Annotated in this window: 9 protein-coding genes; 2 read left to right on the top strand and 7 right to left on the bottom strand. The window is 72.1% G+C overall.

The window, feature by feature from the left end; translation table 11 throughout:
- Window positions 1-216 precede the first annotated feature (216 nt).
- The 4 genes from ACZ4XD_RS34245 to ACZ4XD_RS34230 all read right to left on the bottom strand — a co-directional run bounded on the left by ACZ4XD_RS34245 (window position 217) and on the right by ACZ4XD_RS34230 (window position 5,210).
- Window positions 217-1,050, bottom strand: coding sequence for an aldo/keto reductase (locus ACZ4XD_RS34245; RefSeq protein ID WP_468048779.1), 834 nt, complete (start codon window positions 1,048-1,050; stop codon window positions 217-219).
- 32 nt (window positions 1,051-1,082) lie between these two features.
- Complete coding sequence (locus ACZ4XD_RS34240; protein WP_468048776.1) at window positions 1,083-2,162, bottom strand: hypothetical protein; 1,080 nt, start codon at window positions 2,160-2,162, stop codon at window positions 1,083-1,085.
- A gap of 103 nt (window positions 2,163-2,265) precedes the next feature.
- Window positions 2,266-4,092, bottom strand: a complete 1,827-nt coding sequence (locus ACZ4XD_RS34235) for an AMP-dependent synthetase/ligase (protein WP_468048772.1) — start codon at window positions 4,090-4,092, stop codon at window positions 2,266-2,268.
- A 254-nt stretch (window positions 4,093-4,346) separates the two neighbouring features.
- Window positions 4,347-5,210 (bottom strand): LysR family transcriptional regulator, encoded by an 864-nt coding sequence (locus tag ACZ4XD_RS34230; protein ID WP_468048770.1) that lies wholly within the window; start codon window positions 5,208-5,210, stop codon window positions 4,347-4,349.
- Window positions 5,211-5,394: 184 nt separating this feature from the next.
- Here ACZ4XD_RS34230 and ACZ4XD_RS34225 point away from each other — a divergent pair, with 184 nt between their 5' ends.
- A complete protein-coding gene (locus ACZ4XD_RS34225) occupies window positions 5,395-6,462 on the top strand; it encodes a bile acid:sodium symporter family protein (RefSeq protein WP_468048768.1) in 1,068 nt (355 codons plus the stop codon).
- An 82-nt stretch (window positions 6,463-6,544) separates the two neighbouring features.
- Here the strand turns inward: ACZ4XD_RS34225 and ACZ4XD_RS34220 are convergent, their stop codons facing one another.
- Window positions 6,545-8,491, bottom strand: a complete 1,947-nt coding sequence (locus ACZ4XD_RS34220; RefSeq protein ID WP_468048766.1) for an exo-alpha-sialidase — start codon at window positions 8,489-8,491, stop codon at window positions 6,545-6,547.
- A gap of 258 nt (window positions 8,492-8,749) precedes the next feature.
- Complete coding sequence (locus tag ACZ4XD_RS34215) at window positions 8,750-9,694, bottom strand: quinone oxidoreductase family protein (RefSeq protein WP_468048763.1); 945 nt, start codon at window positions 9,692-9,694, stop codon at window positions 8,750-8,752.
- Between the two features lie 135 nt (window positions 9,695-9,829).
- Here ACZ4XD_RS34215 and ACZ4XD_RS34210 point away from each other — a divergent pair, with 135 nt between their 5' ends.
- On the top strand, window positions 9,830-10,273 hold the full coding sequence (locus ACZ4XD_RS34210) for a MarR family winged helix-turn-helix transcriptional regulator (RefSeq protein ID WP_468048761.1): 444 nt from the start codon (window positions 9,830-9,832) through the stop codon (window positions 10,271-10,273).
- A 32-nt stretch (window positions 10,274-10,305) separates the two neighbouring features.
- Here the strand turns inward: ACZ4XD_RS34210 and fdhD are convergent, their stop codons facing one another.
- Entirely contained in the window at window positions 10,306-11,196 is an 891-nt protein-coding gene (fdhD, locus tag ACZ4XD_RS34205; protein ID WP_468048759.1) for a formate dehydrogenase accessory sulfurtransferase FdhD, read from the bottom strand.
- Between the last annotated feature and the right edge of the window lie 177 nt (window positions 11,197-11,373).

Genomic DNA, 11,373 nt, shown 5'->3' with positions numbered 1-11,373 from the left:
GTCCTGGCGAGTTCCGGCAGCCCGGCCGGGTCGGTGCCGGGCGGGAGGGGGCGGCGGGCCGCGCCGGGCAGGGTCGTTTCGGTCCTTCCCCGGCCCCCCCCCCCCCCCCCTCCCCTCCCCCCCCCCCCCCCCCCCCCCCCCTCCCCCCCCCCCCCCCCTCCCCCCCCCCCTCCCCCCCCCCCCCCCCCCCCTCCCCCCCCCGATACGGGCGGTGGATCAGGCCACGTCGAAGGTGGCCGGGTCCGGGCCGAGGCGGGTGCCGGAGTCGAGGCCGGCGAGCGCGGTGAGGTCCGCGTCGTCCAGCTCGAAGTCGAAGATGTCGATGTTCTCGGCGATGCGCGAGGGGGTGACGGACTTCGGGATGGCGACATTGCCGAGCTGGACGTGCCAGCGCAGCACGATCTGAGCCGGGGTCTTGCCGTGCTTGGCGCCGAGCTCCACGAGCGTCGGGTCCGCCAGGAGGCCCTTGCCCTGGCCGATCGGCGACCAGGCCTCGGTGACGATGTTGTGCCGGGCGTGGAAGGCACGGGAGGCGGCCTGCGGGAACTGCGGGTGCAGCTCGATCTGATTGACGGCCGGGACGACGGAGGTCTCGCCCAGCAGCCGCTCCAGGTGCTCGGGCAGGAAGTTGGAGACACCGATGGCCTTGGCGCGGCCGTCCGCGTAGATCTTCTCCAGGGCCCGGTACGTCTCGATGTACGTGTCCCGGGCCGGGAGCGGCCAGTGGATCAGATACAGGTCCACGTACTCCAGGCCGAGCTTGGCGAGGGAGGTGTCGAACGCGCGCAGCGTCGCGTCGTGTCCCTGGTCGGCGTTCCAGAGCTTGGTCGTGACGAAGAGCTCGTCACGGGCGATCCCGGAGGCGGCGAGCGCCTTGCCGGTGCCCTCTTCGTTGCCGTAGATCATCGCGGTGTCGATGCTGCGGTACCCGGCGTCCAGGGCCTGGCCGACGGCGGTGAACGCCTGCTCGTCCTCGACCTGCCAGACGCCGTAGCCGAGCTGCGGCATCGCGACGCCGTTGTTGAGCGTGATGGACGGAACCTTGCTCACGAGGGAATCGATCCTTACGTCGGCTTTCTTCTTCAGGGATGACAACGATCATCCGCCGTCGCGCATTCCCGCGCGACGGGACGGGATGCGCGCAACGCGGAGCGTTCCCGGGTACGCGCCGTGGGCGGGGCCGGGCGACCGCCCCCGGACGCGGGTGCGGAGCGGGTCGCGGCGGTGAGTTCGCAGAGCGCGAACGACCCGGCGCACAGCACCACGAGTCCGGCGCACAGCTCCAGGGCACCGAGCAGGCCCGGAAGCCCCTCGGGGACCGCGGAGGCGCCGGGGGAGAAGCCGTCGGCCACCACCTGCCCGAGCCACAGACAGCCGCCGCAGGCGAACGCCGCGGCACTGCCGCACCAGGCCAGGAACAGCGGCGTACGCACCCGGAGCCGGGGCAGCGGGCCCGGCAGGACCAGGAGCACCAGCCCGGCCGCGCCGGCGAGGGAGAGCAGGCCGGCGACCCACTCCGACGCGGAGCTGATGACCGTACGGGCGGCCACCTCGGCCGTCGCGACACCCAGCGTCGACCCCGCGCCCCACAGCACATGAACGGTGCCCAGCGCCGCGAGCAGCACCGCGGCGGGCAACACGAAGATCCGCTGTATCGCCCGGGTGCCGGTGTCCGGCAGCGCATGCAGCGGGCGGCGCAGCAGGCCGCCCCAGCGCTGGTGGGCGTACAGCACGAAGGCGCCGAGCAGGGTGACGGTCTCGACGGTGAAGCCGCCGTAGACCACGCCGAAGACCCACGGGGCGAGGAAGTCGCCGGTGGACAGCGGGTTGGCGGCGCCGGTGACAAGGGCGGTGACACTGCCGCCGGCGAGTCCGGTCATCAGGGGGATCAGCAGTCCGGACGCCATCCACAACGGGAAGGCCAGCAGCCAGGCCGGGGTACGCAGGCCGGCCGGGCGGGTGAGGGTGTGGGCCACCACGGCGGCGACGGCGTCCAGGAGGAACGTGACGACATTGGCCGTCACCCAGGCGGCGCGGCCGATGCGGTGGGTGTCCATGACGCCGATGTCGAAGCCCAGCACCCACAGCAGCTTGAGCGTGAGGTACGGGACACGGGCGACGACCGCGATCCGGCCGAGGAGTGTGAGGCGGCGGTGAACCATGGCAGGAGCCTCGCCGCCCGTGGCGCGGCCGGCGTCCGCCCGTCGGACGATCCCCCTCCGCCGGACGGGGGAGCGGCGCGGTGCCAGCCGGCGTCCCGCCCCGTCACGTCTGGTACAGCGCGTCCACCTCGACCGTGTAGGCCGTCTCGATCGCCTTGCGTTTGAGCTTCAACGACGGGGTCAGCAGCCCGTGTTCCTCGCTGAACTGGTTGGCCAGTATCCGGAACGTACGGATCGACTCGGCCTGGGAGACCAGGGTGTTGGCGGCGACGACGGCGCGCCGGATCTCGGTCTCCAGGTCCGGGTCGCGCACCAGGTCGGTGGGCGGCATCTCCGGCTTGTCGCGCATGGCCAGCCAGTGGGTGACCGCCTCCGGGTCCAGGGTCACCAGCGCGGCGATGAACGGCCGGTCGTTGCCGACCACGATGCACTGGGCGACCAGTGGATGCGCCCGTACCCGCTCCTCCAGGCCCACCGGCGAGACCGTCTTGCCGCCGGAGGTCACCAGGACCTCCTTCTTGCGGCCGGTGATCGTCAGATAGCCGTCCTCGTCCAGCGCGCCCAGGTCACCGGTGGAGAACCAGCCGTCGTGCAGTACGGCATCGGTCGCCTTGGCGTCGTTGTGGTAACCGTGGAAGACCTGCCCGCCGTACAGCCAGATCTCGCCGTCCTCCGCGATGTGCACGGTGGTGCCCGGGACGGGGGTGCCGACGGTGCCGAAGCGGGTCCGCTCGGGCGGGTTGGCGGTGGCGGCCGCGGTGCTCTCCGTCAGGCCGTAGCCCTCGAAGATCCGCACCCCGGCGCCGGCGAAGAACAGCCCGAGCCGGCGCTCCATCGCCGAGCCGCCCGACATCGCGTGCCGCACCCGGCCGCCCATCGCCGCCCGGACCTTGCTGTAGACGACCTTGTCGAAGAACTGATGCTGCATCCGCAGCGAGGCACTGGGGCCGGAGCCGGTCCCGAAGGCCTTGTGCTCCTGCGCCTCGGCATAACGGACCGCGATCTCGACGGCCTTGTCGAACGGCCCCACCTTGCCGTCCGCCTCCGCCCGCCGCCGGGCCGCGGCGAAGACCTTCTCGAAGATGTACGGCACCGCGAGGATGAACGTGGGCTGGAAGGTCTGGAGATCGGGCAGCAGCGCACGGGCCGCCAGCTCGGGCTGGTGGCCCAGCTTGACCCGGCCACGGATCGCGGCGACCTGGACCATCCGCCCGAAGACATGCGCCAGGGGCAGGAACAGCAGCGTGGCCGCCTCGTCGCCCGGCTTGGAGTGGAAGACCGTCTCGTAGCGGAGCACGATGTTGTCGGACTCGGCCATGAAGTTGGCGTGGGTGATCAGACAGCCCTTGGGGCGGCCGGTGGTGCCGGAGGTGTAGATGATCGTCGCCGTGGCGTCCGGGGTGACGGCCATCCGGTGGCGGTGGACGACCTCGTCCTCGATATGCGCACCGGCCGCGGTCAGTTCGGCCACCGGGTCGGCGTCCAGCTGCCACAGCTTGCGCAACTGCGGGAGCCGGTCGATGACCGAGCCGACGGTCATCGCGTGGTCCTCGTGCTCGACCAGACAGGCCGAGACGCCCGCGTTGTGCAGCATCCAGAAGACCTGCTCCGCCGACGAGGTCGGATACAGCGGTACGGACTGGACGCCGATGGACCACAGCGCGAAGTCGAACAGGGTCCACTCGTAGCGCGTACGCGACATGATGCCGACCCGGTCGCCGAACCGGACGCCCTGAGCGAGCAGGCCCTTGGCCAGGGCAAGGACCTCGTCCCGGAACTCTCCGGAGGTGACGTTCTGCCAGTTTCCCGCGTCGTCCTTACGCGCCAGGGCGACGCGATCGGGGTCGGATTCGGCGTGCTCGTAGACGGCATCCGCCAGCCCGCCGACCCGGGGCGCGGTCGCCAAAGGCGGGACGGTGAACTCGCGCAATGACCCAGCTCCTCGTGGTGTTGCTCACAAGGCCGCGACCGTACCCCACCGTGACGCCATGTGGCAGAGCCGTACCACTTCGCGAACATGGCCACACAGGAAATGATCAACTGGAGAAATCGGGTTACTTCGGAGAAGAGGGGACACGGGGTAGCTGGTTCAACGCCGGACGATCACGGCGCCGGGACCATATCTGCACCAAATCTCTGCACGTGACGGTGGATCAGCGGGCTTGTCCGGAACGCCGCCGCCGATCAGGGGAGCTGGAGGCGGTCGCCGCCCGCGAGGATCGCGTCGGCCAGTGCCGTCGCCGGGCCCCGCGCGGCGCGGTCACGCTGTCCGTACACAAGAACGAAATCCACGCCGCCCAGTTCCGGAAGTCCGGCACGTGGCTGAATCGTGACCAGGCCCGGCGGGATCATGCCCCTCGTATGCGCCATTACGCCCAGACCTGCCCTGGTTGCGGCGATCAGTCCGTTCAGGCTTCCGCTGGTGCAGGCGATGCGCCACTCCCGCCCCGCCCGCTCCAGCGCCTCCAGTGCGCGGGCGCGGGTCAGCGCGGGGGGCGGGTAGACGACCAGCGGGACCGGGCGCTGCGGATCGAGGCGCAGCCGCTCGGCCCCCACCCACACCAGCCGGTCGCGCCAGACCAGCCGTCCGCGCGAGTCCTCCGGCCGCCGTTTGGCGAGCACCAGATCCAGCCGGCCGGCCGCCAGCAGCTCGTGCAGGGTCCCCGACAGCTCGACGGTCAGCTCCAGATCGACCTCGGGGTGCTCCCGCCGGAACTCTTCGAGGACCTCCGGCATCCGGGTCAGCACGAAGTCCTCGGAGGCGCCGAAGCGGAGCCTGCCGCGCAGCCGGGTGCCCGTGAAGAAGCTCGTGGCGCGCTCGTTCGCCTCCAGGATCGTGCGGGCGAAACCGAGCATCGCCTCGCCGTCCTCGGTCAGCTCCACGGCATGGGTGTCACGGGCGAACAGCCGACGCCCGGCGGCCTCCTCCAGCTTCCGTACGTGCTGGCTCACCGTCGACTGCCGCACCCCGAGCCGGTGCGCGGCCTGGGTGAAGCTCAGCGTCTGCGCCACGGCGAGAAAGGTGCGCAACTGCGCGGGTTCGAACACGGCTCTCCGTCCTTGGCCGGTCCATGGGGCCGGTGACCCCTGCGGCGCCTATCGCGGACCGGCATCACAGTGACCACGGTAAGCGGGGTTCCCGATGGCCGCAGCTCACGGCACCCTGGAGGAGCCCGCACGGGGCACCGTGTCCGTGCCGCACCCCGAGCCGCCGAACGACCGAAGAGAGACCATGCGCCGCCCCCCTCTGCCCAAGCTCCCCTCCCGGCTGCCTGTGGACGGCTACCTCCTGGCGCTGGTGGGCACCGTCGCCCTGGCCGCGCTGCTGCCCGCCCGCGGGTCGGCCGCCACCGCCGCGGAGGGGGCCGCCACCGGAGCCGTCGCGCTGCTCTTCTTCCTCTACGGCGCCCGGCTCTCGACCCGTGAGGCGATGGACGGCCTGCGCCACTGGCGGCTCCATGTCACGGTTCTGGCCTGCACCTTCCTGGTCTTCCCGGTGCTCGGCCTGGCAGCGCGCGTGCTGGTTCCCCAGGTCCTGCCGCCCACGCTCTACACCGGCCTGCTGTTCCTGTGCCTGGTGCCGTCCACGATCCAGTCCTCGATCGCCTTCACCTCCCTGGCCCGTGGCAATGTCGCGGCGGCGATCTGCGCCGGCTCGTTCTCCAGCCTCGTCGGCATCGTCGTCACACCGCTGCTGGCGAGCCTGGTCCTGCACGGGAACGGCGGCGGCTTCTCCGCCGGGTCACTGGTCTCGATCGTCTGCCAGCTCCTGCTTCCGTTCCTCGCCGGGCAATTGCTGCGGCGGTGGATCGGCGACCGGCTCACCCGGCACAAGAAGGCCCTCGGCCGGGTGGACCGCGGCTCGATCCTGCTCGTCGTCTACACCGCCTTCAGCGCAGGTGTGGTCCAGGGCATCTGGCACCAGGTCTCCGCGCTGCGGCTGCTGTGCCTGCTGGGGGTGGAGGCCGTACTGCTCGCGGTGATGCTGTCCGCCTCCTGGTACGGCTCGAAGCGGCTCGGTTTCCACCGGGCGGACCGGGTCGCGATCACCTTCGCCGGCTCCAAGAAGAGCCTGGCGGCCGGCCTGCCGATGGCCAGCGTCCTGTTCGGCGCACAGGCCGGGCTCGCGGTGCTGCCGCTGATGGTGTTCCACCAGATGCAGCTGATGGTGTGCGCGGTCCTCGCGAAGCGCTTCGCGAGGACCGCGGGGCCGGAGCCGGCGGTGGCGGGCGGTGTGGGCGGAAGCGCAGCGGCGGCGGAGGCCGCGGGGGACGTGACGGTGAGCGGGGCGCGGAGGTAGGACGTCGTCGGGCCGGACCGGCCCCAGGGCCCGCCCGGCGCGTACACGTCCGGGCAGGCCCTGGCTTCGTCCGCCGCACTGATCAGTTGTCCGTGCCCCCGCGTACCCGGTCCAGCGGCAGCCCGAGGACCAGTGGGCCGTCCGCCGGGGCGTTCTCGGTACGTACGCGGGACAGCTCGGCGTCGGTCAGGGCCCGCCGGTAGACGCGTACCTCGTCCAGTGCTCCGGTGAACTGGACGCGGCTGTCGGGCTTCTGGCCGAGGTGTACGCCGAAGACCGAGCCGCGGCTGACCGACCCCGGGACATCGGGCGCCACGGTGGTCTCGCCCCCGTCCACCGTGAGCAGCAGCCGGCCGCCACTACGGCGCAGCGCCAGATGGTGCCAACTGCCATCGTTGTAGGCCGAGTTGGTCACCGCCTGGGCGCCGGCGGCCGGTTGGGCGCCGTCGACGGCGGTGATACGGGCGACGATCCGGTGACGGGCGGGATCGCCGGAGATCGCGACCTGCGGGGCCCTGGCGCCCACACCGCCCATCCACAGCAGCGGCTGTTCGCCGGTGGTGGCGTCATAGCGGAACCACAGGCTGCCGGTGAAGTCGTGGGTCCCCAGGGGCAGGGCGCGGCGGAAGGGGAGACGTACCGCATCGTCGGTGCCGTCGAAGGACAGCGCCGGCCCGAAGCGGCCGTCGGTGCCGCGGGCGCCGCCCAGGACGAGCGCCGGCCGGGCGCCGGGGGCGGTGTCGCGGGTCGTGGGGTCCGGGGCGCGCCGGGGGCCGAGCCAGTCCTCGGTGAAGCGGGCGAAGCGGATCTCGTCCCGCGCGTCGACCGCACCGCCCTCGTACATCAGGCCGGTGACCTCGGGGGAGATGGCGACCAGATCGGAGTAGCCGGACCAGTCGGTGGTGACCCGGGCGCCGCGGTCGACGCCCTCCCAGGTACGGCCCTCGTCGTAGGACGAGCGGATCGTCATGGTCCGGCGCCGGTCGGGGTCGGCGGGGGCCGCGAACAGGGTGCGGCCGCGGGCGGTGCGCGGGTGCGGCAGACGGAGCGCCGAACCCTGCACCATCGGCGTGTAGAGGTCCGGGAGGGCGCGGAACGGCGCGGCGAAGGAGTCGCCGCCGTCCCGGCTGACCGCCGCGGTGCGATGGCCCAGGTCGGTGCCGTCCTGTTCGCGGCCGTTGACGTAAAGGGAGCCGTCGGAGCGTTCCAGGAGGGTCATCTCCGAGGGCTTCTGACGGAACGTCCCCTCGGCCGCGACGGGCCAGCTGTCCAGCGCGCCGACCTTCCAGGTGGTGCCGCCGTTGTCGCTGTGGATCAGGGCGGCATGGTTGGCGGTCACCCGGTGGTCCGCGTAGCTCTCGGCGTTCACGCTGAACACCAGCCGGCCCGCGTGCCGTCCACGGGTGAGCTGGATGCCGTGCACGGGCCCGGTGGCGTACCAGGAGTTCCACTGCGGAGGACGAATGCGGGCGGTCAGGTCCCGGGGCGCGGACCAGGTCGCCCCGTCGTCGTCGCTGTACTGGAGGTGCGGGGTGCGATCACAGGGGACATCACAGCTGAGGCCGTCGGTGCGGCCCTTGTTGTAGGTCTCGGCGAGCACGATCCGGCCGGTGCGGCGGTCCACGATGGGCGCCGGATTGCCGTGGGTGTCACCGTTGCCGTGGTTGATGACCTGGAGCGGTCCCCAGGTCCGGCCGCCGTCGGTGGAGCGTTTCAGGACGAGGTCGATATCGCCCGCGTCGCCGCAGTCGTGCCGCCGACCCTCGGCGAAGGCGAGCAGCGTGCCCCGCGTGGACTGCACGACGGCCGGTATACGGAAGCAGTAGTAGCCCGGGTCCTGGGCGGCCTTGAAGAGGATCTGCTGGTCGAAGCCGCCGGCGGGGGTGCCCGGCGGGCCGTCCTGTGCGGCGTGGACGGGGGCGGTCGGCAGGAGGGCGAGGGCTGTGGCGGTCAGTGCGGCGAGCAGGGCCGCGGCGCGGCGGCGGGGTCTGCTGCGGGGGCTGGGGTGTGCGCGGAGAACTGACGTCATGGTCCGGCCTGCCCTTCGAGGCATCGGCGTCGGGTCATCAGGACATCCCACGTCCTATGTGTGCATCGCGACGGAAGCTACTGCCGCGTGCGGACCGCGACAAGGAGCGTGCGTCGGTTCTCCGTCCCGCAGCCGGAATTCACTCTCCCGGCCCGCAGGTGCTGCGCCGGGTGCGCCGGAAGCGCCGACTGCGGTGCGGGGGCCGGGAGTGCCGCGTGGGCCGGGTGCCCTGAATCTGCCGTATGCGCCGCCCGGGCCTCACGGCCGCAGCACCACCTTCCCGAGGTTGGCCCTGGCCTCGATGATCTCGTGCGCCTTCGCGGCCTCGGTCAGCGGCAGTTCGGCATGGACGGCGGCCCGCAGCCGGCCGGAGCCCGCCAGCTCCCACAGCTGCGCCCGGTGCTCCTCGTACAGCTCCCGGTGGATGGTGGAGAAGTGGCGCATCGTCAGCCCGGTGATCGTCTTGGCGCCGGCCAGCAGCTCATACGCCGGGACCGTGCCGCCACCGGAGTTGAAGAAGATCAGCCGGCCGCCGGGGGCCAGCGCGGCCAGGGCACGCGGCAGCAGCTCGCCGCCGACACCGTCCAGCACGATATCGACCGGCGCGCCCCAGGACTCCTGGTCGTACGTCACCACCTCATCGGCCCCCAGCCCACGGAGGAACTCCGTCTTGGCTGTCGAGCTGACCGCGGCCACCACCCGTGGCACCCCCTGGAGCTTGGCCAGTTGGACGGCGAGATGCCCGGTGCCGCTGGCCGCGCCGGTGATCAGTACGGACTCGGCGCTCCGTGGCGCGGCGGTGCCGAGCGCGGCGAGCGCGACATGCCCGCTGCGCACCAGCGCCACCGCCTGCACGGCGCTCGCCCCGTCCGGTATCCGGCTCGCCAGAAAGGCGGGGGCGAGGGCGAGTTCGGTGTACGAACCGGTGAGAGTGAGTGAGGTGACACGGTCGCCGGGGGCGAAGCCGGTGACGTCCGGGCCGAGCGCGACGACCGTACCGGCGATCTCGCCGCCGGGCATGGCGGGCAGTGGATCGCCCCCGCCGTTGCCGTCGCCGCGGACCCGCCGTACGCACGGCAGCGTGACGCCGATGGCCTCCGTGCGCACCAGGAGTTCACCCGGGCCGGGCACCGGCGCCGCCGCCTCCTCCTCGACCCGCAGCACGTCGGGACCGCCGTAGGAGTGGAATCGGACGCGGCGCATGGGCAGCACCTCCAGGTTGGTCGGCCGGTGGGTACCGGCAGCTTCATTGGGTTCTCCAACGATAAACACAAACCGTTGGGTCTGCCAATGGTTTTTCGTTGGGCCCTCCAATGGGTTTTTCGGTACGGTGGTCCCATGGCCGACACTCCCTACGCCCCCAGCCGTATCCGCGCGCTCCCCAGCTGGCTGCTGGGCCGCGCCGCCGCCCGCGGTCACCGCCTGGTCGCCGACGCGCTGGCCGCCGAAGGCATGCGGATGATGCATCACGCCGTTCTCTCGGCGGTCGCCGAACTCGGTCCGGTCTCCCAGGCGGAGCTCGGCCGGACGCTGGCCATCGACCCCAAGGACATGGTCGCGATCGTCAACGACCTCCAGCGGGACGGGCTGGTGACCCGCACCCCCGACCCCAAGGACCGGCGCAAGAACGCCGTCGAGATCTCCGCCGACGGTCGGCAGCGGCTGCGCCGCACCCAGCAGCTCGGCGACGAGGCCAACGCGGAGCTGACCGCGGCCCTGACCCCCGCCGAACGCGAGCAGCTGATCGCCCTGCTGACCCGGATCGTGCTGCCGGCCGGGTGACGCGCGACCGACGGCCGTGCCGGGCGCGCGCCTCAGCCCGTGGGGGCCGCCGCGTCCAGGGCGATCCGGTGCTCACCCGCGTACACGTTCATGGAGGTGCCACGCAGAAACCCGACCAGGGTCAGCCCGGTCTCGACCGCCAGATCGACGGCGAGCGAGGACGGTGCCGAGACCGCGGCCAGTACGGGAATGCCCGCCATCACCGCCTTCTGCGCCAGCTCGAACGATGCCCGGCCGGAGACCATCAGCACACCGGAGGACAGCGGCAGCCGCCCCTGTTGCAGCGCCCGCCCGACGATCTTGTCGACGGCGTTGTGCCGCCCCACGTCCTCCCGGATGTCGAGCAGCTCACCGTCCGCCGTGAACAGCGCCGCGGCATGCAGACCCCCCGTCCGCTCGAACACCCGCTGGGCCGCCCGCAGGCGGTCCGGGAGGGCGCTCAGCGTCTCCGGGGTGATACGGACCGGGGAGTCGGGGGAGGTGTCCAGGGTCCAGCGGGCCGTGGTGCGCACCGCGTCCAGGCTGGCCTTGCCGCACAGCCCGCACGACGAGGTCGTATAGACATGGCGCTCCAGGCTGATGTCCGGGACCGGAACCCCGTCCGCGAGCCGGACATCGACCACGTTGTAGCTGTTGCTCCCGCCCCCGCTCCCGGTTTCGTCCGGGGCTGCGGCGTCCCCTTCGATGGCGCCCGCACAGTAGACGATGTGCGCCAGTTCGTCGGCGCTCGCCAGGACGCCCTCGCTGACGAGGAAGCCGGCGGCGAGCGCGAAGTCGTCACCGGGGGTGCGCATGGTGATCGCCAGCGACTTGCCGCCGACCCGGATCTCCAGCGGCTCCTCGGCGACGAGGGTGTCCGGGCGGGTGCTCACGGCACCGTCGCGGATGCGGATGACGCGGCGTCGCTCGGTGACCCGTCCCATGTCTGATCAGTCCCGTCCGCACCGGTCCGGCGTGGTCCCGGTGCTGTATGTGCCGAGGGCCGAAGCGGCCCCTGATACGGATCGCCGTGGGTCACCGGTGGCCGTGGCGGCGAGGTGACCTCGACGTTCTCATTCTCCTGCACCTGACGGGTGCGGTGGTGCGCCGCGTAGGGGATC

This window comes from Streptomyces sp. NPDC029466 (genome assembly GCF_055574515.1).
The sequence above is the reverse complement of the archived record's forward strand: the minus strand, read 5'-3'. Positions and strand labels throughout refer to the sequence as shown.

Coding starts and splice junctions, on each gene's coding strand:
- ACZ4XD_RS34240 (WP_468048776.1), bottom strand. CDS start 2,162: ATGGTTCACCGCCGCCTCACACTCCTCGGCCGGATCGCGGTCGTCGCC.
- ACZ4XD_RS34225 (WP_468048768.1), top strand. CDS start 5,395: ATGCGCCGCCCCCCTCTGCCCAAGCTCCCCTCCCGGCTGCCTGTGGAC.
- ACZ4XD_RS34220 (WP_468048766.1), bottom strand. CDS start 8,491: ATGACGTCAGTTCTCCGCGCACACCCCAGCCCCCGCAGCAGACCCCGC.
- ACZ4XD_RS34215 (WP_468048763.1), bottom strand. CDS start 9,694: ATGCGCCGCGTCCGATTCCACTCCTACGGCGGTCCCGACGTGCTGCGG.
- ACZ4XD_RS34210 (WP_468048761.1), top strand. CDS start 9,830: ATGGCCGACACTCCCTACGCCCCCAGCCGTATCCGCGCGCTCCCCAGC.
- fdhD (WP_468048759.1), bottom strand. CDS start 11,196: ATGGGACGGGTCACCGAGCGACGCCGCGTCATCCGCATCCGCGACGGT.